The organism is Hyphomonas johnsonii MHS-2 (assembly GCF_000685275.1).
Taxonomy (GTDB): Bacteria; Pseudomonadota; Alphaproteobacteria; order Caulobacterales; family Hyphomonadaceae; genus Hyphomonas; species Hyphomonas johnsonii.
Map to the genome: position 1 here is coordinate 1 of NZ_ARYK01000005.1, position 21,324 is coordinate 21,324.

Here is a 21,324-nt window from a genome sequence, read left to right on the forward strand (position 1 = left end):
TCCCAAACCGGCCTAAATCCGTCATAAGCCGCCCCTTGAGGCGAATATCGCCCTGAACCCTGCGCTGGACGACATCCCGGCCCCGGACACCAGGCCCCCGAATTCCCTTGAAACCCCCGCGTCCATGAGGTCGCAATACATTGAAACCCTTCGCCTTTTGGCGTTATTCATGAAAGAGACCCGATGTCGATTACGGCTGAAAAAAAGCAGGAACTGATCAAGAAATTCGCCATCAAGGATGGTGATACAGGTTCCCCGGAAGTGCAGGTTGCGATCCTTACCGAACGCATCAACAACCTGACTGACCACTTCAAGACCAACAAGAAAGACAATCACTCCCGCCGCGGACTGCTGACCATGGTCGCGACGCGCCGGAAGCTCCTTGACTACGTTAAGGGCAAGGATGAGGCGCGCTATTCGGCGCTCATCACGGAACTCGGCATCCGCCGCTAGGGCCGGACAAAACAAGCCCGCCGGGCAATAGGGCCGCGGCGGGCTTTTCGTATGTGAAAAGAAAGACAATCAAAATGTTCAACAAACACTCCGTGTCGCTGGAATGGGCGGGACGCACGCTGACAATTGAGACGGGCCACGTGGCACGTCAGGCTGACGGCGCCGTCATGGTCACCTATGGGGACACTTCGGTCCTCGCGACCGCCTGCTTCGCCAAGTCGGCAAAGCCCGGCCAGGACTTCTTCCCCCTGACCGTCAACTATATGGAAAAATACTACGCGTCGGGCCGCATCCCAGGTGGCTTCTTCAAGCGTGAAGGGCGCCCGACCGAAAAAGAGACACTGACATCGCGCCTGATCGACCGTCCGATCCGCCCGCTGTTCGTCAAGGGCTTCAAGAACGAAGTCCAGGTCGTCCTGACCTGCATGTCCTACGACCTCGAGAACGATCCCGATATCCTCGGCATGATCGGCGCATCCGCTGCGCTCGTCCTGTCCGGCGCGCCCTTCATGGGCCCGATCGGTGCCGCCCGCGTCGGTTACAAGGATGGCGAGTACATCATCAACCCGACCATCGATGATCTCGAAGAGTCCGAACTCGACCTCGTCATGGCCGGCACAGCCGATGCCGTGATGATGGTTGAATCGGAAGCCTACGAATTGTCGGAAGACGTCATGCTTGGCGCCGTCATGGCCGGCCATGAAGCCATCCAGCCAGTCATCGATGCCATCATCGATCTGGCCGAGAAGGCCGCCAAGGAGCCATTCGAGTTCGAAGCGGAAGACCATTCCAATGAACTCAAGGCGATCCAGAAGCTTGTCGGCAAAGAGCTTTCCAAGGCCTATTCGCTGACCGAAAAGCTGGAACGCCAGGCCGCCGTGGGCGCTGCCCGCGACACGGCCAAGGCTGCACTCGTCGGCACCGAAGACGCACCCGGCGAAATGTCCGCCGACACGTTCAAGGCAGCTTTCAAGGAAGCCGAAGCCAGCGTGGTCCGCGGCGACATCCTGAAAACCGGCAAACGTATCGACGGCCGGGCGCTCGACCAGGTTCGTCCGATTGAAGCCCTTGCCGGCTTCCTGCCGCGCACGCATGGTTCGGCCCTGTTCACCCGTGGTGAAACACAGGCCGTCTGCGTGACAACGCTCGGTACCAGCGATGACGAACAGTTCATCGATGGCCTCGGTGGCACGTCGAAGTCGAAATTCATGCTCCACTACAACTTCCCGCCCTATTCGGTCGGTGAGACGGGCCGCATGGGCGGCACCAACCGCCGCGAAACCGGACACGGCAAGCTCGCCTGGCGCGCGCTTCAGGCTGTCCTGCCCAAGCATGAAGAGTTCCCCTACACGATCCGTCTTGTCTCCGAGATCACCGAGTCCAACGGCTCGTCCTCGATGGCAACCGTGTGTGGCTGCTCGCTCGCAATGATGGATGCCGGCGTGCCGATCACCCGTCCTGTGTCGGGTATCGCCATGGGCCTGATCAAGGAAGCTGACGGCGTCGCCGTCCTGTCCGACATCCTCGGCGACGAAGACCACCTCGGTGACATGGACTTCAAGGTCGCAGGAACCGAGAACGGCCTGACCTCGCTGCAGATGGACATCAAGATCGCAGGCATCACCAAGGACATCATGAAAACGGCGCTCGAGCAGGCCAAGGGTGGGCGCATGCACATCCTCGCCGAAATGGCGAAAGCGCTCGACACGTCGCGTGACAGCCTGTCTGAAAACGCGCCGCAAATGGAAATCATGAAAGTGCCAACCGACAAGATCCGTGACGTTATCGGATCCGGTGGCAAGGTCATCCGCGGTATCGTGGAAGAGTCCGGCGCCAAGGTGAACATCGATGATGACGGCACGGTGCAGATTTCTGCCCTCGATCGTTCCTCGATCGACAAAGCCATGAAGATGATCAAGGAAATCACCGCGGAAGCCGAAGTCGGCGAAATCTACCAGGGCACAGTGGTTGGCCTGAAAGACTTCGGTATCTTCGTGAACTTCTTCGGTCCGAAGGACGGTCTCGTGCACGTGTCGCAAATGGCGAACGAGCGCATTGGCCATCCGAAGGAACTGGTCAAGGAAGGCGACAAGGTCTGGGTCAAGCTCATGGGCTTCGACGATCGCGGCAAGGTCCGCCTGTCGATGAAAGTCGTCGACCAGGCGACCGGCAAGCAGCTCGAAGGCGCCGAAGGCGAAGAATAGGCCTTACAATTTCTTGTAGGTAATCAATCAGGGCCGCCCTTCGGGGCGGCCCTTTTTCATGCCGGCCAGCCTCTCGATCGCCAGCCATCAAAACTACGACTTTCTGTACCCGGATGAAATTTGCGTTGACGCTCCTGCATCACGAAAGTATTGTGACAGTTATGTTACACTCATGTTACAAATATGTGTCACTGTCTGCGCTGGCTTTTGCGGCGCTCGCAACTCCTGCCCTGGCAAGCACGTCCGGCTGCGATCTGTCAGACGGCTTGTCACTGGAACCGCTCGCTTATGCGCAGGAAGCTGATGCCTGCTTCGAAGGGCTGAACGGCGTCGACTATGACACGCGGCTTGAACGCCAGATCCAGGACGCCACCAACGCGACCCGCGCAGCCGCCGGTGAATCGCACCTCGAATACCAGGTCTCGCTCGTTCAGGCGGCCCGCATCCATGCCATGGACATGGCAGTTCGCCATTATGCCGCCCACGAAGACCTAGAAGGCCGCGACCATCTTGACCGCGTCCGCACGTTCGACCGTGCCATCCTGATCGGTGCGTCCGGCGCCAATATCGTGGTCGTCGACAGTGCCATGGATGCAGATGCGATCATGGCAGCCCTGCGCAAGGATCCGGCCAACGCCGCCAACATGACGCGCGAAGCCTTCACTGACAGTGCCGTCGGAATCGCCCGGGCGAACGGCAAGACCTATGTGGTCCAGCTCTTTGCCCGTGTTGACGGTCGGCTCGAGACGCCCCTGCCACTCGTCATCTCGGGAACGGAAAACATCCGCGCCACTTTCGCCGACAACCGGCTTCAGCCTGTGGGCTGGCGGCTTACCACGGCGTCCGGCGACACCGTCGCCCGGGGACTCGGCACACGCATGACCGATCCGCTGAAAAGCGGCGAGCAGGCCTACCTCACCCTGGACGTCGCCTACCGTGCCAGTGAATACGCCCTGCGCGGGCCACTCGTCATTGGCCGCTAGACACCTGCTTGTCGCCAGGGCCTTTGCCCGGTCCCTGTCATGGGGGCCGGGTTTTTCATCTGGCTGAATCCATATCCGCCAGCACGCTCGCGACCGCCGCTATCGACCGCTCGACATCGACATCGCTTGTCCGCCAGCTCACCACGCTGACGCGCATCGCTCTCTGGCCGTTCCATGTCGTTCCCGAAAAGAAGGCTTCGCCCGTTGCGTTGGTCCTGCGGATCACATCGTCCGTAAAGGCGTCATTCTCCGCTGCCGACGCACCGGTACGCTCGAACCGGACCAGCCCCTGGTTCAGCACGGGCACGTTCAGGGCACGCGCGCCCTGCAATGCGCCGATACCGCCGACAAGCGCCTTGCAATGGACACAGCAGCGCTCCACGAGGTCTGCAACGCCTTCGCGGCCCAGTTCCCGCAGCGCCGCATATACCGGTATGGCCCGCCCCCGCCGCGACAGTTCGAAATTCCAGTCCGAAGGATCACGCACATCCGAACTCGGCGAAAGGTAGGCCGCGCCCATGGCGATGGCCGCGCGGTGAGCGGCTGCATCCCGCACGAAGGCCATCCCGCAATCATATGGCACGTTCAGCCATTTGTGCCCGTCCGTCGCCCAGCTGTCGGCCAGTTCGATACCGTCCGTCAACGCGCGATACGCGGGCGCTGTTCGCGCAAATAGCCCGAAGGCGCCATCGACATGCACCCAGGCGCCCGCCGCCTTCGCAATCGGAATAAGCGTCGCGAAATCATCAAATGTCCCGATATTGAGATCTGCCGCATTGAGGCAGAGTATCGTGGGCCGCACCGGCCCTGACAGTTTTCCAGCGAGATCATCGGCCAGCATGTTGCCCAGCGGCCCCGTCGCCACGCTCTCCATGTGCGCTTCGCCCATGCCGAGATAGCGCACGGCCGTGTCCAACGTGTTATGGCGGTTCTGGCTTGTCAGTATCCGGATCGGTGGTGCACCGTACAGGCCGTCACGGTTGACGTCCCAACCTGCCCTGTCCAGCACGGCATACCGCGCCGCCGCCAGCGCCGTCACGTGCGCCAGCTGGCACCCGGTCGTGAACGCGAACGAACACTCCGCCGGCAGGCCGAACAGGTCCTTCAGCCACTCGCCCGTAATTTCCTCCAGGACCGTCGTGGCGGGCGCAACAGCAAACATGCCGCTGTTCTGGTCCCACGCCGATACCAGCCAGTCGGCGGCAAGCGCCGACGGCAGCGATCCGGCCATGACCCAGGCAAAGAACCGGCCGCCGGCATTGGCGTGCAGCCCCGGCCCGGCCCCCTCCGCCAGCGCATCAATCACGTCCGCCGGATCGCTGCCGGTTTCGGGCAATCGACCGCCCAGCGCCGTGCGCAATGCGTCGGCTGTTGCGCGGGCACCGACCGGCGCCGAGTCGAGGCCATCCAGCCACGCGCGGGCGTGATGCATGGCACGGTCCAGTGAGTCAGGCATTTCAGGGTCCTCCCGGGGCCGGATACGCCACGGACGCAGGCATGCCCCCGGAACATGCGCCCCTGTTTGCGAAAACTACCACGCCAGCGGGCAATTTCCATTGATGATGTATCAGGTTTGCCGCTAAACCCGCCAGCATGACAAAACGTAAATCCGCTTTCCTCATCGCCATGTCCGGCGGCTCCGGCTCGGGCAAGTCGACTCTCGCCGAAGCGCTGCTCGCCCACCTTGGCGAAGGCCAGGCCGTGATGTTCGGTGAAGACGCCTATTATCACCCGATGCGCCACTATGGTGACTATGCAAACGAGGACGAGCGCCAGGCGATCATTGCCGGCGTCAACTATGACGATCCCGTCTCCAAGGAAGTCGATCATCTCGTGCGCGACCTGAAGGCCCTGAAATCAGGCCAGGCCGTCGACCAGCCGATCTATGACTATGACCGGCACGACCGCAGCGACAAGACACGGCGTATCGCGCCCGCTCCCATCCTGCTGCTCGAAGGCATCCATGCCCTGTCCATGCCGAAGATCAAGTCGCTGATCGACCTCTCGGTCTATGTCGACACGCCCGACGACCTGCGCCTCGCGCGCCGCATCCGCCGCGACGTGATCGACCGTGGCCGCAGCGTCGACAGCGTGCTGAAGCAATACATGTCCACTGTGCGCGCAGCCCATTACCGCTGGACCCATCCGGCCAAGTTCGAGGCCGATCTCGTCATCGCCGACGAGGGCCTGCCCGCCTACGGTAATGTGCGGCCGAACGACGAAGCGATCGAGCGCATGGTCGCTCCCGTGCTGGAACGCCTGCGCTCCGTCGGCGTGCTGGGCGATCGGGCCCGGCTCTAGGCTGCACAAAACGCTGGGCGCGTTGCGCCGCGCCCGCTAGGATTCGCGCCATGCAGCGAACCCTGTCAAAATGGCTGGCGCTCCTTTGCCTGTCCGGCGTCCTCGGTGGCACCGCCCTCGCATGCGACCTGCGGCTCGGCGCACGCGGGCACAGCACGGCCGACTACGTCGAAACCGTGCGGCCCTGCCTGCGGAATTTGCCATCCGGCTATCGGTTCGACCCGAAGATGGAGGCCGGCTTTCTCGACGAGATAAATGCCGAGCGCGCCGCGCGCGGGATCGCCCCGCTCGCCATGCGGCCTGAATTGCTCGCCCCGGCACGGTTCCAGAGCCTCGACATGGCGGCCAATCACTTCTTCGACCATAACAGCCCTGACGGTCGGTCGCCCGCGGATCGGCTGACGGCCCTCGACCGTCGCGCCCTGATCCAGCGATCAGCCGAGAATCTCGCCATGATGGAAATTGTCCGGGGACGTTACAATTTTTCAAAGAGCTTGCCACAGCTGCACCAGAACCTGATGGACAGCCCCGGCCACCGCGCGAATATCCTGAACCCGGACCTCACCCATGTTGCCGTCGGCGTGGTGGTCACCAGCCGCGGCGTCTGGGCGACTCAGGTTTTCCTGAAATTGTCAGGCACCCTGTCGGCGGACGTGCCGCTGCGCATGGCACCCGGCCAGCCGCTCCTGGTCCATCCTGATTTGCCTGACTGGACGTTCCGGCGTTTCGAAGCGGAAACCGGCGCGGATGAATACGAACCCTTCCGCCAGACGGCGCGCGGCTCTGTCGTGCCTGACGGCCTGTCGGGCGATGTCGACCTGACTGCGTTCAGCATCCAGATGGGTGATCGCCCGGACATGATCTATTCCATCCGCCTCGTCGGGCCGTCGCTGACGATCGACTAGACGCACCTACAGCCAGCGCATGACCTCGCTCAGGGGCTTCTTCTTCAGCGCATGCCGCGGCACCATCGCATCATCCGCCGGATGACCCGCCACCACGATGAGGTAGGGCTTCTCCGTCTCCGGTCGGCCGCAGATCCGGTTGAGGAAGCTCATCGGATTGGGCGTGTGCACAAGGGTTGCGAGGCCGGCTTCGTGCAGGGCCGCCAGCAGGAAGCCGGTCGCAATGCCGACACTCTCATGGATGTAATAGTTCTTCTTGTCGTCACCGGGGTCCACGCCGCCCCGGCGCTGCGCGAAGATGCAGATCAGGACAGGCGCGACGTCCATGTAGGGCTTGTCGGCATCCGTACCGATCGGTGCCAGCGCATCCAGCCAGTCGGCACTGGCGCGGCCGCCATAGAACTCCCGCTCCTCGGCCTCGGCCGCGAGGCGGATTTCGTGCCGTCTCTCCGGCGTGTCGACGCAGGCGAAATACCAGGGCTGGTGATTGGCACCGGAAGGCGCCGATGCCGCAGTGGCCACGCAGGCCTCGATGACATCCCGCGCGACAGGCTTCGGTTTGAAGTTGCGCACCGACCGGCGCGTGTGCAGGCGGTCACGGAAACCGTGCGCCCGCAGCATCATTTCCTCATGGTCCGGCTCGCCATACCCTTCGAGCGGCACATGTGTCTCGTCGCTGGTCTTCATGTCAGTCGTCCCGCTTTACAGGTCAGGCCCCGGATTCCGTGACCGCCTTCCCATTGCGCCGGGCAGGCTATGCAGGTCTTCTCGCGGCGCTGGAGCGTTGGCACCATCGCCCGGCACCCCCTTTTATTCCCCCGGCAGGTCCGGCACGCCGACGACGTGGAAACCCGCATCGACATGGATGACTTCCCCGGCAATCGACCGTCCGAGCGGAGACAGCAGGTAGAGCGCGCAACCGGCGACGCCTTCCATGCTCGTGTCTTCCTTCAGCAGCGACCAGTCGCGGCCTGTGCCCATCAGGCTCTTGCCGCCCTTGATGCCAGCCAGGGACAGGGTGCGCATTGCGCCCGCCGAGATTGCATTGACCCGGATGCCCTGCGGCCCCAGGTCACGCGCCGCATAGCGCGTCGCCGCCTCAAGCGCCGCCTTGGCCACGCCCATCACATTGTAGGACGGAACCGTCCGCTCGGCGCCGAGATAGGTCATGCACATGATCGATCCGCCATCCGGCATCAGTTCAGCGGCGCGCCGGGCGCTGTCGATGAAGGAATACACCGAGATGTCCATCGCGCGGCGAAACCCTTCGCGCGTCGTGTTCGCCACCATCGAGCCCTGCAGCTCATCCTTGCCGGCAAAGGCAATTGAATGGACGAGGAAGTCGATCTTGCCCCATTTGGCTTTGATCTCGGCAAAGGCCGCATCCATGCTCGCATCGTCGGTGACGTCAGCCGGGATCATCGTGTCCATGCCGATACTGTCGACCAGCGGGCGCACCCGGCGCTCCAGCGTCTCGCCCTGGTAGGTGAAGGCAATTTCGGCGCCCTGCGCCGCCAATTGTCTGGAGATGCCCCAGGCAATCGAGTTCTGGTTGGCAACGCCCATGACAATGCCGCGTTTGCCCTTCATCAGGTCGCCGCTTGGCAGGTTCCAGTCTTCGGCCATAGGGGCCTCCTCCATTGTGAGTTTTCTATCTCACGGGCTAGGCGGGCACGGGTAAATCGTCAAGCACCGCCAGGTGGCGCGCCCTAGGCCGCCTGCCCGGGAACCGTGAGGCCGACTTTCATGTCATTGGCCGTGTAGACGTGCTTCTCGTCGACGAACACCTTGCCGTCGGCAATGCCGAGCACGAGCCGGCCGCGGCGCACGCGGTGAATGTCGATCTCATAGCGCACAAGCTTGCAGTCCGGCGTGATCTCGCCCGTGAACTTCACCTCGCCAACGCCCAGCGCACGGCCCTTGCCGGGGCTTCCCGACCAGCCGAGCCAATAGCCAACCGCCTGCCACATCGCATCGAGACCCAGGCAGCCCGGCATCACCGGATCGCCCGGAAAGTGGCACTGGAAGAACCAGAGGCTCGGGTCGATGTCGAGTTCGCCGATCACGTGTCCCTTGCCGTAGACACCGCCATCCATGCTGATCTCGGTGATCCGGTCCATCATCAGCATCGGCGGGGCCGGCAATTGAGCGTTGCCCGGGCCGAAATAGCCGCCGCGCCCGGACTCAAGAAGGTCTTCCTTCGAATAGCTGGACTTCGGCGTATGAAAATCGTGGGGTCCGGACATGGCGGCCTCTCCTGGAATTATGCGTAGCCGCCTAACCACAGCGCGCTGCCCGCATTGTCAACCGCCCGATTGTCGTGTGCCTACAGGCCTGCCTCGCCTGTATCCACGCCCCATAGCGCCCTGCGCAGGGCCCATCCACGGTAATTGCGCACGCTGACTTCGCACCATTCCACCTGGCATGTGCCCAGATCGACCAGCACGCCGGCCCCCAGGGACGCGACTTCAGCACTCGCGGCGTCCGGCTTCGCGTGGATGACCGTTTCGGCCTGCACCATGGCGTCCCTGCCCGCTTCCAGCATGCGCGCATGGATCCAGACCTCGTCTCCCGACGGGTCCCGCACGAACCGCCAGTCGCGGGTTTCCTTGATGATCAGCAGGGGCAGGCCCTTGCGTTCATACCGCCAGACCACCGCTTGCTCGCGGCTGGGGCCGGAGCGGCCATTGACGGCAGCAAATTTCAACACTTCGAAGCGCGGCACTTCCTTGCCGGAAAACTGGCTGATTCGCGTCAGGTGCGCTCCGTCAGCCGCCGCTGACCCGGTCAACAGCATCATTCCGGAAATGACGAAGGGTGCCCATTTCATGTGCAGTCTGCCTGACCCTGTGTTGAGGCAGCGACCCTCGCACACTGAGATGAATCGCACGTAAAACAACAAGCGTTGGCGATCCGGCAGCGCTCTGCTAAGTCCGATGGGGAATATCCAGAGGGGCGACATGCCAGTCAAGAAACTCAAGATCGTCGTCACCCGGAAACTCCCCACGCCGGTGGAGCTCCGGATGATGGAACTCTTCGATACGCGCCTGAACCACGACGACCACGCCTTCACCCACGAGGAACTCGTCGAAGCGGTCCAGACGGCTGATGTCCTGGTGCCCACCGTCACCGACCGGATCGACAGCAAGGTGCTCGCCCGCGCCGGCGAACAGCTTCGCCTGATTGCGCAGTTCGGCGCAGGCGTCGACAATATCGACGTCCAGAGCGCGGTCCAGCGTGGCATCACGGTGACCAACACACCCGGCGTCCTGACCGACGACACGGCCGACTTCGCCATGGCATTGATCCTCGCGGTGCCCCGGCGCCTGCACGAAGGCTCACGGGTGATGGACCAGGGCCTGTTCGACGGCTGGACACCCACCTGGATGATGGGCCGCCGCCTTGCCGGCAAACGGCTCGGCATCATTGGCATGGGCCGCATCGGCCAGGCGGTTGCGCGCCGTGCCAAGGCCTTCGGCCTGCAGATCCACTATCACAACCGCAAGCCGGTCAGCCCGCGCACCGAGGAACTGCTGGACGCCACATACTGGGACAGCCTCGACCAGATGTTGGCCCGCATGGATATTGTCTCGATCAATTGCCCGCACACCCCGGCTACGTTCCACCTGATGAATGCGCGCCGGATCGACCTGATGAAGCCGGAATCCTACATCATCAACACGGCCCGCGGCGAAGTCATCGACGAGGCCGCCCTCGCGCGCGCCCTCAAGTCGGGCAAGATCGCCGGTGCCGGCCTCGACGTGTTCGAGCGCGAGCCCGCCGTCAATGCCGAACTGATCGGCCTGCCCAATGTCCTGCTGCTGCCGCACATGGGATCAGCCACGATCGAAGGCCGCACCGAGATGGGCGAGAAGGTGATCATCAACATCAAGACCTTCGCCGACGGCCACCGGCCACCCGACCGGGTCATCCCCGCGATCCTCTAGCCGCGCAGCTTCAGCGCCACCCCGATCAATGGACTGACGGCGCCGACCAGCGCCCGCTCCAGCGGCCCCTTCGCGAACTTGCGGAAATAGCGCGCCAGGCTTCTGGCCTTGTGGGCCTGAACGAGGGGCGACGGCACTTCGGACGTTGAGCCATAGTGAAGCGCGCCTGCCAGCGGCTGGTAGATGACCGCGCCGCCGGCCTCGACCACCCGCCGGCACAGGTCGACATCCTCGACATGCATGAAATAGCCCTCGTCGAACCCGTGCAATGCCTCGAACGCGGCTCTCGGCATCAGGAAGAAAGCCCCCGAGACGGCACCCACCGGCACTGGCCCGGCCGGGCCGGGCATCTCGTCCAGCACCCACTTGCCGAGGCCGAGCGCGCGCCACAGGGTCAGTGTATTGCGCCGGCACCCGCGCGCTTCCCGGCCCGAAACATCGAAAATCCGCCCGCCGACCAGCGCCGGTTCTGGCTGGTCCTCAAGCGCCGCAAGCAGGTCGGCGATCGACCCGCGCCGGATCACGGCGTCCGGATTGATCACCAGCAGCATGTCGCCGAGGGCTGCGGCAGCGCCCCGGTTCACGCCCGCGCCAAAGCCCGGATTGCCACCGGTCCGCACCAGCCGGACCGTGTCTGACCCGGCCACGAAACGGTCGATCCAGGCGGTGCTTTCCGCCGGATTTCCATTGTCGACAATGATCGTTTCAGAGATGCCGGGATCGGATCTCAGCGCATACAGGCATTCATGCAGCCGCGGGCCGGTATGATAGGTCACCACGATGGCGGATACGGTCGGCATCGCTGTCACAGCGAGGCCCGGTCCCGCCGCGACAGCAGGATGATGCCGCACACCGCCAGGATCACGCTCGCCCAGAAGGCATCATTCCAGCAATTGTACGCCACGCTGACAAGGCTGGCGACCACCCCGACCAAGCCGGCAATCGCATACCGCACATCCGGGCGCAGCGTGTCCGGGCGCGGCAGGTGGAACGCGACCAATACCAGGGTCAGGCCAGCCAGGACGGCCCCGACGAGTCCGGTTTCGGCCCATACCTGCAGCGGCATGTTGTGCGGGTGTCCGGGCACGACCGGATAGCTGGCCCAATAGTCAGGCAGGCGCGCTAGCCAGTCGGGATGGTCCGAATAGGTCTCCCGCCAGGTTTTCGACGCCATCATGCCCTGCCCCGTCAGGGGGGCATCCGCGACCTTGCCGATGACAATTTCCCAGGACCAGGCACGCGACTGGAACGAGGCCGGCAGCACCACTCCTGACTGGCGCAGCAGGTTGAGTCCCGCGCCGATCAGCAACGGCGCCGCCGCGATATACGCTGCAAAGGCGCTCACCAGCCACCGGTAGCCGTTCCGCGGCGACGCCCACACCAGTGCGAATGCCCCGAGCATCATGAAGATGGCGATCATGGCGGCCTGCGTGTCGATGCGGGCGAACACCACCAGGCTAACCAGGATGAGGCCGCCTGCGACCCCCTTCCAGGCCAGGCCCGGTCGCACACCGAGATAAGCTGCCAATATCGGCAGGACCAGGACGAAGGCATTCGCGTTGCGCGCAATGTTCTGCACACCGGATGATTGCGCCATCTCGCCGTCACCATAGATCAGGGGCAGGACAAGCCCGCCAAGATAGGCGCTGATCGCGACCACCAGGCCCTGCACGGCAAACGCGCCCAGCATCACCCTTGACGCCCGCTGCGCGCTGCCCTGCGAAATGCGCAAGGCAGCGGCTACCGTCACGGCGCCGAACAGCGCGGTCAGGGCAACGCGCAGGCTGGCCGCCGGAATCGCGAAATTCCCCTCCAGCAGGTTGCCGGTGACAAGGCCGGCCGATGCCGGCGACCAGGTTTCGGTCAAGGCCGCCCAGGCGACAAAGGCGAAGGCCATCAACGCATAGTTGGCAGGCGGCATTTTCGGCCGTGCGACGGCCAGGGCAGCCAGGCCCGCAAGCGCCAGCAAGGGGCCGTACCCCTGCGCGCCAAGCAGGCCCATCACGGGCCAGAGCACGAACACGACCGCGAGGACTGGCGCAAAGGTCATGCGACTCACTCTGTCGCCAACGCCCTGACTTGTCACGAGTCCCGGCTCACAAATCCCGCTTGAGATCCGGGGCAAGCGCTTCGTCGGCAAGGCTGGTGAGCGCCTCGTCGAGACTGATCATCTGCTGGCCCTGGCTGCCGAACCGCCGCAGCGCCAGCGTGCGCTCCTCGGCCTCACGGCCACCGACAACGGCAATGATCGGCACTTTCTGCAGGGAATGCTCGCGGACCTTGTAGTTGATCTTCTCGTTGCGCAGGTCCGTTTCGACCCGCAGGCCAGCCTTGCGCAGCGCCGCCGCCGCTTCCAGCGCATAATCGTTCGCCGCATCCGTTATGGCCGCAACGACGATCTGGACCGGTGACAGCCACATCGGGAACGCCCCGGCATAGTTTTCGATCAGGATCCCCATGAAGCGTTCGAACGTGCCGAACACGGCCCGGTGCAGCATGACCGGCCGGTGCTTGCCACCGTCAGAGCCCGTGTATTCCGCATCAAGGCGCTCCGGCAGCACATAGTCGAGCTGGAACGTGCCGCACTGCCAGGTCCGGCCGATCGCATCCGTCAGGTGGAATTCCAGTTTCGGGCCATAGAAGGCGCCTTCGCCCGCGGCGATCTCGAACTCCATGCCGGCCGCAATCAGGGCATCCGACAGGGCCTTTTCGGCCCGGTCCCATGTTTCATCTGTTCCGGCCCGCGTCTCCGGGCGCGTCGCCAGCTTGTAGGAAATCTCCGACAGGCCGAAATCGCCATAAACACGCTCGAACAGTTTCAGGAAGCGCAGGGTCTCGTCAGCGATCTGGTCCTCGCGGCAGAAGATGTGCGCATCATCCTGCGTCATCTGGCGCACGCGCATCAGGCCGTGCAGCGCGCCATGGGCCTCGTTGCGATGACAACAGCCAAATTCAGCCATGCGGATCGGCAGGTCACGATACGAGCGCTGCCCGTTCTTGAATATCTGAACGTGCGCCGGGCAGTTCATCGGCTTCAGCGCCATCAGGTCGCTGTCGCCCGTCAGGATCGGCCCCTCGTCTTCGACAGACGGAATCTCGTCGGGCACGACAAACATGTTCTCGCGGAATTTCGACCAGTGGCCAGACTGTTCCCAGAACACGGAGTTCAGCAATTGCGGCGTCTTCACTTCGACATAGCCGTCAGCGTCCTGCTGGCGGCGGATATAGGCCTCCAGCTGGCGCCAGATCATGAAACCTTTCGGGTGCCAGAAGACAGAGCCCTGCGCTTCCGGCTGGAAGTGGAACAGGTCCAGCGCCGCGCCCACCTTGCGGTGGTCACGCTTTTCAGCCTCTTCGAGACGCAAAAGGTGCGCCTTCAGGTCCTTTTCGTTCGCCCAGGCCGTGCCGTACATGCGCTGCAGCATTTCGTTCTTCGAATCGCCGCGCCAATAGGCACCGGCCAGCTTCATCAGCTTGAACGCTTTCGGCAGCTTGCCCGTCGATGGCAGGTGCGGCCCGCGGCACAGGTCGAACCAGTCGCCCTGGCGGTAGAGCGTGATCGCCTCGCCCGGCGGGATGATGTCGTCGATGATCTGCGCCTTGTAGTCTTCACCGATCTGCTTGAACATCGCGATCGCTTCGTCCTTGTCCCAAACCTCGCGGACAATGGGATAATCGGCGTCGACGATGGCGCGCATCTTGGCTTCGATCTTCTCGAAATCCTCCGTCGAGAAGGGCTCCTCGCGGGCGAAGTCGTAGTAGAACCCGTCATCGATCACCGGCCCGATCGTCACTTGCGTATCGGGGTAGAGCTCCTGCACGGCCTGCGCCAGCACGTGTGCGGCGTCGTGCCGGATCAATTCGAGGCCTTCCGGGTCTTTCTGCGTCACGATTTCGACGCGGGCATCGCCGTCCAGCGGGCGCATCAGGTCGCGCAACTCGCCGTCCACACGGGCGGCAATTGCCTTCTTGGCGAGGGAGTTCGAGATCGAACTCGCGACATCGAACGGGCTGGCGCCTGCTTCGAACTCGCGCACCGATCCGTCGGGCAGGGATACTTTGATCATGTTTCAGTCTTCTTCAGCGGTCTGGCGCACGGGGCGCGGCAAAGTCTTGGTCCGTAAGGCCTGCCTGCGGCGGTCTGCTTAACGCGAGTTCGCCGAAAATCCCACCCCAATTGCGGGGCGGAATGCATCAGGCCGGGCGGCCGGGTCGAAGGGAGTTTACCGGGTACATGAAACGCGAGCGCGCAAGGGTGCGCCACCGGCAGGGGTCATGCACCCCGGCGGGTTCGCGTGGTCAGGCCGCTGGGCAGCTGGATACGGAACGAACGTTTCATCGGGGCGGCTTATCTCACGCTTCAGGCGGATTTTCAACTCCGGGCGGCGGGAAGGGCCGCCCGCCAGTCTTCCAGTCACCATAGCGCCATGGCTGCCAGGCCGGCACATCAGGCAGGGTCTCCGGCGCCGGGTCATGCCCGAAGCTGCCACCGGGCCGACACCGGATGAACCGCGCAAAGGCCATCCAGCCACCAGCCCACCAGCCATGCCGGGCCACGCATTCGGCGCCATACTCGCTGCAGGTCGGTTTGTGCTGGCAACGCGCACCGAAGACATAGAACAGCGGCGAGAAGGTTGCCTTGTAGATCCGGAGCAGGACATAGGCGGCCTTGCGGCGCATCCCGGCCACCTCAGCCCGCCACGACGGGCGCAAGGCCCCTCGCGACCCGGGCCTGCTCGATCGCCGCCACAGCCGCTTCGAAAGCCAGCAGCGTGCTCGTGTGGCGCGGCGGATAGTCGGCAACGGCCTCAAGGTGGCGCAGCTCCCAGAACCGGCCCTCCGGCGGCGGGCCATTGTCCTTCAGCATGTGCTTGAGCGCATCCCGCGCCGCGATCACTTCGTCGACCGAAGCGCCCACGCCATATTCTGCCAGGATCGCTGTTGCGGCCTGGCCCAGCGCGCACGCGACCGGGTCGACTGCGATGGCCGCGACATGATCGCCGGCCGCATCGAGGCGCACATCCACCTTCACGGTCGAGCCACACACCCGCGATACCTTCAGGGACGACCCTTCGGCCCCCTCCAGGTTGCCGAGATGCGGGATGCTCGCTGCCAGTTCGAGGATGCGGTTGTGATAAAGATCGCTCATTACCGCAAAGATGGACCCGCACCCGCCGCTCTGCAAGCGGGCCGCCTGCGCCGCCAAAAAAAGAGGCCACCTGTGCCCCTTGGGACGCAGGCAGCCTGTCTGAAGTTTGGGTGCATTGAAATCGGGGTTCAAGGTCCGATGCCCTGTCGTCCCACACCGCGCCGCGCGTGGTCAATTTAACGATCAGACAGGAATGTATTCCGCACCATCCGGCGGTCGCTGCCAGCGCAATCTTTACCATGCCGGAGCCCGCAACAGGGGGCGAAACGCACGGAGCAGCGGTCGACGCCTGGGCCAAAAAAAAGAGCCTCCCGGCAGGCCGGGAGGCTCAGGTAAAAGAGATGCATTCGGCCAGGTCTCTGGGTGATTGCCGGCCTGTTGGGGGTTGGTGGTGGGCCGTGAATACCTGACGCGGAAAAACATGTGGTTCCCGGCGGTCCCTCAATTTCGATGAAATTTCGGGTTTCCGTCAGACACGCCGCCAGGTTGAACCGCCGGCGCTGTCCATGATCTCGATCCCTTCCGCCGCCAATGCGTCGCGGATCCTGTCGGCCTCGGCCCAGTCCTTCGCCGCGCGGGCTTCGATCCGGGCCTGCACGAGGGCGTCGATGCGGGCATTGCCACCGCTGTCTGCACCTTGTTCCCAGTCCTTCGGAGTGCGCGTCAGCAGGCCGAGCAGGTCGCCCGCCGCCAGCAGGTTCGCCCGCGCATTGGCCATCGCCACATGATCCTTGTGATCGGCTGCAGTATTGGCCTCGCCAGCCAGACGGGAGAGTTCGGCCAGGGCTTCAGGGGTGTTGAGATCATCGGCCAACGCCCGCGCCACGCCCCTGTCACGGGCCCCGCCCCCCTCTTCGTCCCATACGCGCCGCAAGGCGCCGTACACCCGGTCGAGCGTGGTCTTGGCCTGTTTCAGCAGGTCTTCGGTCCAGTCGAGCGGCGCCCGGTAGTGCCCGCTCAGCATGGCGAACCGCAGAACCTCGCCCGGCCATGCCTTCAGCAGGTCATGCACCATCACGACATTGCCCAGCGACTTGGACATCTTCTCCCCGCCCATGTCGAGAAAACCGTTGTGCATCCAGTAATTCGCCATCACCTGCCCGTGGGCGCATTCCGACTGGGCAATCTCGTTTTCATGGTGCGGGAACTGCAGGTCGATGCCGCCGCCATGAATATCGATCGTCTTTCCAAGGTGCTTTTCGGCCATCGCCGAGCATTCGATATGCCAGCCGGGCCGGCCGCGGCCCCAGGGGCTGTCCCAGATCGCGTCTTCCGGCTCACCCGGCTTGGCGAACTTCCACAAGGCGAAATCCGCCGGATTGCGCTTGTCGGTGTCGATTTCGACACGTGCCCCGGCCTCGTTGTCCTCGGGCTTGCGCCCCGACAGCTTGCCATAATCCGGCATGGAGCCGACCGAGAACCAGACTCCCTGCGCGCCGACATAGGCGTATTTCTTGCGCACCAGCTTTTCGATCATGGCGATCATTTCCGGCACATGGCCGGTCGCCCATGGTTCGATCGTCGGCGGCGCCACGTTCAGTGCCGCCATGTCCTCATTGTAGATCGCCGCATACTTGCGGGTGATCGTCTCGATCGGCTCGCCGGTTTCGAGCGCTGCGGCAATGATCTTGTCCTCGATATCCGTGATGTTCCGCGCATAGACGATTGCCTTGGCGCCGAACTGCTCGGCGAGCACGCGCCGCAGGACATCAAATACGATGGGCGGGCGCGCATTGCCGATATGCGCGTAATTATAGACCGTCGGGCCGCACACATAGAGCGTCACACGGGCCGGATCCTGGGGTTCAAACACGCGTTTTTGGCGCGCAGCGGTGTCATAAATGCGGAGAGTCATGGAATTTCAGGCTCGAACGGAGAAAAAGGAAAATTTCAATGCCCTGCAACAGGGTCAGGTGCCCTAATGGGCACATGTTGCCTCAACAGCAACAGGGTGTCAGCAATTCGAGCAGGGGGCTGGACGTTTCCATGAACCGGCCATTATCACCCGGGTTCGGCCTCGGCAACGGCAATCCCTCAAACTGTTTACTCGGCGTCACCGCAGAAATTTCTGGAAACGGCGCATTTGCGCGCCTATCTTCCCTTCCATCGCCCTGAGGGTATCAACTCGGGCGGGCGTTAAGTCCGGGCAGGGGGCCATCCGGTTTCCCAGACCAAGCCTCGGCTCGACCTCCGTCCCTCAGTCGAAGGACATATAATATGGCAATGGACGCCATCACACCCAAGAATGACAAGTCGCGGGGTGACCCCTTGGTTCGCCCGACAGTGGAAGAAGCTGAAGCGGCTGTACGTACGCTCATAGCCTGGGCCGGCGACGATCCGCGCCGTGAAGGCCTGCTCGACACGCCCAAGCGCGTCGTCAACGCCTACCGGGAATGGTTTGGCGGGTATGACGAAGACCCGGTCAAATATCTCTCGCGCACCTTCGAGGACGTACAGGGCTATGACGACATCGTCATCTTGCGCAATATCGATGTGGAGAGCCATTGCGAGCACCACATGGCGCCCTTCATCGGCAAGGCATTCGTCGCCTACAAGCCGTCGGACGCTGTCGTAGGCATTTCCAAGCTCGCCCGCGTGGTCGAGATTTTCGCCAAGCGTCTCCAGACGCAGGAAACCATGACCGCACAGATTTGCGATGCGATCACGGAAAGCCTCGCGCCGATGGGGACAGCTGTCCTGATCGAAGCCGTGCATGAATGCATGTCGACGCGCGGTGTCCATCACAAGGACGTGACCACGGTGACAACGCAGTTCACGGGTGTCTTCAAGTCGGACGCCGACCTGCGCAACCGCTTCCTCAGGGTGTCCGGCCAGTAGGTTTCAATCCCCGGAAATTCCAGAAGCCCCGGCGCATCGCCGGGGCTTTTTTTGTCTGAATTGGGTTGGCAGCGTTATCTGGCGCCAGCCTGGCCCGTAACGCTCACCGCCATCGCATCAGACATGATACTCGAGGAGGCGTTCGTAGATTTCGAGCGCCTCCTTTTCGATTTCAGCCGCCACACCTGTGTGTACCGGCAGGGCTCCCGCCTCGGCGCCGAACCCCTCGGATTTCCACACGGCGTCATACCAATGCGGCGCCCATGCGCCATCTTCCGGCTTCGGGCCGGGCGCCCATGACAGCATCGCCGCATCCCACGGCAGCGAGAGCGCCGTGCAAAGCCGCCTCAGCATGCCTTCAGGGTCTGCCAGTATCCGGTCGGAATCGACGACCGGGGGCACCTTGCCCGTCTGCGCCGCGATTTCGTCAAACAGGCGCGCCTGCTGCGGGAAGCCGATCGCTTCCAGGGTCAGGACCTCCATCTTGCGGACATAGGAAGCAATGACACGGGCCGGATGGCGGACGAGGAAGGCATGCGCACAGGCGGGTGCCCAGGCCAGCGGAAACTCGGGCAGCATGTGATGCGTCATCTGCTTCTGGTATTGCACCGTCTTGCCCTCCGGCAGCGGCGCCAGCAGGCCGGCGATCACCCCGTCCGGATCGGCCGGCTGGCTCGCAAGGATCGCCTCCTGCATCGGGTGGACTTCGCCTGCCCCGACCAGCCAGGCGGCGTAGAACGGCTCGTCAACGGGCACACAATCGGCGCGCGCACCGAAGCTGCGCATCATCGTCGTCGACATGTTGCGCGGGCCGGACCACACGGCAATACGGTGCGTCTTGCTCATGTAATGGGCGTCAGGCTGTTGGCCGCCAGCTGCTTGTACAGCCCGCTGATGCGCTGGCTCACCGGCCCGCCGACCTGGTCGATCGTGCGCCCGTCAACTTCGCGCACCGGCGTCAGGCCGGCAAAGGTTCCGGTGATAAAGGCCTCGTCTGCCGAATACACGTCGAACAGCGAGAACCGCTTTTCGAAAACCGGAATGCCGGCCTCGCGGCAAACCCGGATGATGTTGCCGCGCGTGATGCCGCCGAGACAATAATCCGGCGGGCTGGTCCATACTTCCCCGTCCCGAACGATGAAGAAATGGGTCGAATTGCAGGTTGCCACGAAACCGTCTGCGTCGAGCATCAGGGCCTCGTCTGCGCCCGCCTTCTCAGCCTGGATGCACGCGAGGATGCAATTCAGCTTGGAATGGGAATTCAGTTTCTGGTCCTGTTCGGCCGGCCCTGTCCGGCGCACATGCACCGTGAACAGGGTCACGCCCTTCGCAATGATCTCCGGCACCGGTGTCTTGTATTCAGGGATGATCACGATGGTCGCCTTGCCGATCGTGAAGCGCGGGCCCTGATAGGGCGTCTTCTTGATACCGCGCGTCACCATCAGGCGGATGTGGACGCCATCGGTCATGCCATTGGCTTTCAGGCAATCCATCAGGCGCGCTGTCAATTCGTCCTGCGTCAGGCCGATATCCATGTCGATGGTCTTTGCCCCGGCATACAGGCGCTTGAAATGCTCCGGCAGGAAGGCCACGCCGCCATTCGACACGCGCATGCCCTCCCACACCCCGTCGCCCAGGATGTAGCCGCTGTCGAACACCGAAACGACGGCCTCGTCGCGGCGCTTCATCTCGCCATTGACCGAGATCAGGACATCGGCATTGCGGGGATCGGCGACATAGTCGTGTACGCCGTGTGCGTCATCTTCCATCAGGCAGCGTCTCCGGATTGTTCCAGCCATGCGACGATATCCTCGACCACCTTGTCCGTGCCCGGCTCATCGACAATCCAGTGCGCATTGTCGGGGTATTCGAAGAAATCCCCCGGAACGGCGGCCTTGGCATATTTCTCACCGACCTTGCGCACGGCGCGCGCCAGTGTTGCCCGGTCACGAGATGCCGCAATGGTCAATGTTGGGATGGTGATGAGACTCGCGTCGATCTCGATCCCGTCGACAATATCACCATAGACCTTGCCGGAATCGAACCGCGCGCGGGCATAGATCTCGTCATGGCGCCGGCGCGGCACCTGGTTGACCACACCGAACCGGAAACCGGACCGCCAGACCTTGTAGGATTTCGCCCGGTTGCGGGCCAGCAGGATGTTGAGAAAGGTATAGACCACCGGAAGCCCGACCACGGCGCAGTCCTTGGGCTGTGCCGGCGTCAGGAATACCGCCTGGGACACCTCGCCGCGCTCTGCCAGGCATTGCGCGATCAGGCCGCCCATCGAATGGCCGATCACGGCAGGCTTGCGGCCGGTTTCCTTTGCCAGGGCGCGCGCGGCGTCCACCATCGCGTCGACATAATCGTCAAAGCCGAGATCAGGCAATGTCGGCGGCGGTGCGTCAACGGTGCGCTGGTCCGGAAACAGGGTCGGCGCCTCGCACCGCCAGCCGGCGGCTTCAAAGCCCGGCTGCATCCGGTCCCACACATCTCCGCCACAGCCTATGCCGTGGATCATCAACAATGCGTTCGACATAACGC

At 63.4% G+C, this 21,324-nt stretch carries 21 protein-coding genes; 7 read left to right on the forward strand and 14 right to left on the reverse strand.

Annotated elements, in window-relative coordinates; all coding sequences use genetic code 11:
• Window positions 1-183: 183 nt before the first annotated feature.
• The 3 genes from rpsO to HJO_RS10595 all read left to right on the forward strand — a co-directional run bounded on the left by rpsO (window position 184) and on the right by HJO_RS10595 (window position 3,640).
• The gene (rpsO, locus tag HJO_RS10585) at window positions 184-453 is read left to right on the forward strand and encodes a 30S ribosomal protein S15 (protein WP_035616827.1); all 270 of its coding nucleotides are present in this window, start codon (window positions 184-186) and stop codon (window positions 451-453) included.
• A 74-nt stretch (window positions 454-527) separates the two neighbouring features.
• Window positions 528-2,657 (forward strand): polyribonucleotide nucleotidyltransferase, encoded by a 2,130-nt coding sequence (pnp, locus tag HJO_RS10590; protein ID WP_035616828.1) that lies wholly within the window; start codon window positions 528-530, stop codon window positions 2,655-2,657.
• A 161-nt stretch (window positions 2,658-2,818) separates the two neighbouring features.
• Entirely contained in the window at window positions 2,819-3,640 is an 822-nt protein-coding gene (locus tag HJO_RS10595) for a CAP domain-containing protein (protein ID WP_162173820.1), read from the forward strand.
• A 55-nt stretch (window positions 3,641-3,695) separates the two neighbouring features.
• On the opposite strand, the gene HJO_RS10600 is transcribed toward HJO_RS10595, so the two are convergent.
• Window positions 3,696-5,096: a pyridoxal phosphate-dependent decarboxylase family protein gene (locus tag HJO_RS10600; protein ID WP_035616830.1), complete on the reverse strand. Its 1,401-nt coding sequence runs from the start codon at window positions 5,094-5,096 to the stop codon at window positions 3,696-3,698.
• A 137-nt stretch (window positions 5,097-5,233) separates the two neighbouring features.
• Here HJO_RS10600 and udk point away from each other — a divergent pair, with 137 nt between their 5' ends.
• Both udk and HJO_RS17770 read left to right on the forward strand, forming a co-directional pair.
• A complete protein-coding gene (gene udk / locus HJO_RS10605) occupies window positions 5,234-5,941 on the forward strand; it encodes a uridine kinase (RefSeq protein WP_035616831.1) in 708 nt (235 codons plus the stop codon).
• Window positions 5,942-5,991: 50 nt separating this feature from the next.
• A complete protein-coding gene (locus tag HJO_RS17770) occupies window positions 5,992-6,846 on the forward strand; it encodes a CAP domain-containing protein (protein WP_051618513.1) in 855 nt (284 codons plus the stop codon).
• 6 nt (window positions 6,847-6,852) lie between these two features.
• On the opposite strand, the gene HJO_RS10615 is transcribed toward HJO_RS17770, so the two are convergent.
• From HJO_RS10615 to HJO_RS10630, 4 genes are all read right to left on the reverse strand, one after another.
• A complete protein-coding gene (locus HJO_RS10615; RefSeq protein WP_035616833.1) occupies window positions 6,853-7,533 on the reverse strand; it encodes a nitroreductase family protein in 681 nt (226 codons plus the stop codon).
• A gap of 123 nt (window positions 7,534-7,656) precedes the next feature.
• Window positions 7,657-8,472, reverse strand: a complete 816-nt coding sequence (locus HJO_RS10620; RefSeq protein ID WP_084141917.1) for an enoyl-ACP reductase FabI — start codon at window positions 8,470-8,472, stop codon at window positions 7,657-7,659.
• 83 nt (window positions 8,473-8,555) lie between these two features.
• The gene (gene fabA, locus HJO_RS10625; RefSeq protein ID WP_035616835.1) at window positions 8,556-9,092 is read right to left on the reverse strand and encodes a bifunctional 3-hydroxydecanoyl-ACP dehydratase/trans-2-decenoyl-ACP isomerase; all 537 of its coding nucleotides are present in this window, start codon (window positions 9,090-9,092) and stop codon (window positions 8,556-8,558) included.
• Between the two features lie 80 nt (window positions 9,093-9,172).
• Window positions 9,173-9,676 carry an SH3 domain-containing protein gene (locus HJO_RS10630; protein ID WP_162173821.1) on the reverse strand — a complete coding sequence of 168 codons (504 nt, stop codon included), beginning with the start codon at window positions 9,674-9,676 and terminating at the stop codon, window positions 9,173-9,175.
• Window positions 9,677-9,806: 130 nt separating this feature from the next.
• Here HJO_RS10630 and HJO_RS10635 point away from each other — a divergent pair, with 130 nt between their 5' ends.
• Window positions 9,807-10,793 (forward strand): 2-hydroxyacid dehydrogenase, encoded by a 987-nt coding sequence (locus tag HJO_RS10635; protein ID WP_035616836.1) that lies wholly within the window; start codon window positions 9,807-9,809, stop codon window positions 10,791-10,793.
• Here HJO_RS10635 and HJO_RS10640 read toward each other — a convergent pair.
• The 6 genes from HJO_RS10640 to cysS all read right to left on the reverse strand — a co-directional run bounded on the left by HJO_RS10640 (window position 10,790) and on the right by cysS (window position 17,797).
• On the reverse strand, window positions 10,790-11,593 hold the full coding sequence (locus tag HJO_RS10640; RefSeq protein WP_156945587.1) for a glycosyltransferase family 2 protein: 804 nt from the start codon (window positions 11,591-11,593) through the stop codon (window positions 10,790-10,792). The two genes, HJO_RS10635 and HJO_RS10640, sit on opposite strands and share 4 nt — an antisense overlap.
• A gap of 5 nt (window positions 11,594-11,598) precedes the next feature.
• The gene (locus tag HJO_RS10645; RefSeq protein WP_035616838.1) at window positions 11,599-12,843 is read right to left on the reverse strand and encodes an O-antigen ligase family protein; all 1,245 of its coding nucleotides are present in this window, start codon (window positions 12,841-12,843) and stop codon (window positions 11,599-11,601) included.
• A gap of 46 nt (window positions 12,844-12,889) precedes the next feature.
• Window positions 12,890-14,860: a threonine--tRNA ligase gene (gene thrS, locus HJO_RS10650; RefSeq protein WP_035616840.1), complete on the reverse strand. Its 1,971-nt coding sequence runs from the start codon at window positions 14,858-14,860 to the stop codon at window positions 12,890-12,892.
• A gap of 286 nt (window positions 14,861-15,146) precedes the next feature.
• Window positions 15,147-15,473, reverse strand: a complete 327-nt coding sequence (yidD, locus tag HJO_RS10655; RefSeq protein WP_035616841.1) for a membrane protein insertion efficiency factor YidD — start codon at window positions 15,471-15,473, stop codon at window positions 15,147-15,149.
• Between the two features lie 10 nt (window positions 15,474-15,483).
• Window positions 15,484-15,942: an iron-sulfur cluster assembly scaffold protein gene (locus HJO_RS10660; RefSeq protein WP_035616842.1), complete on the reverse strand. Its 459-nt coding sequence runs from the start codon at window positions 15,940-15,942 to the stop codon at window positions 15,484-15,486.
• A 469-nt stretch (window positions 15,943-16,411) separates the two neighbouring features.
• Window positions 16,412-17,797 carry a cysteine--tRNA ligase gene (gene cysS, locus HJO_RS10665; RefSeq protein WP_035616843.1) on the reverse strand — a complete coding sequence of 462 codons (1,386 nt, stop codon included), beginning with the start codon at window positions 17,795-17,797 and terminating at the stop codon, window positions 16,412-16,414.
• A 368-nt stretch (window positions 17,798-18,165) separates the two neighbouring features.
• Here cysS and folE point away from each other — a divergent pair, with 368 nt between their 5' ends.
• Complete coding sequence (folE, locus tag HJO_RS10670; RefSeq protein ID WP_035616844.1) at window positions 18,166-18,780, forward strand: GTP cyclohydrolase I FolE; 615 nt, start codon at window positions 18,166-18,168, stop codon at window positions 18,778-18,780.
• Window positions 18,781-18,897: 117 nt separating this feature from the next.
• On the opposite strand, the gene HJO_RS10675 is transcribed toward folE, so the two are convergent.
• The 3 genes from HJO_RS10675 to HJO_RS10685 are packed head-to-tail and all read right to left on the reverse strand — an operon-like array spanning window position 18,898 to window position 21,319.
• Entirely contained in the window at window positions 18,898-19,626 is a 729-nt protein-coding gene (locus tag HJO_RS10675; protein ID WP_035616845.1) for a sulfotransferase-like domain-containing protein, read from the reverse strand.
• A complete protein-coding gene (locus HJO_RS10680; RefSeq protein WP_241764729.1) occupies window positions 19,623-20,579 on the reverse strand; it encodes an aminotransferase class IV in 957 nt (318 codons plus the stop codon). Before HJO_RS10680 ends, HJO_RS10675 begins: the two co-directional genes overlap by 4 nt.
• Window positions 20,549-21,319: an alpha/beta hydrolase gene (locus tag HJO_RS10685; RefSeq protein WP_035617156.1), complete on the reverse strand. Its 771-nt coding sequence runs from the start codon at window positions 21,317-21,319 to the stop codon at window positions 20,549-20,551. Before HJO_RS10685 ends, HJO_RS10680 begins: the two co-directional genes overlap by 31 nt.
• Between the last annotated feature and the right edge of the window lie 5 nt (window positions 21,320-21,324).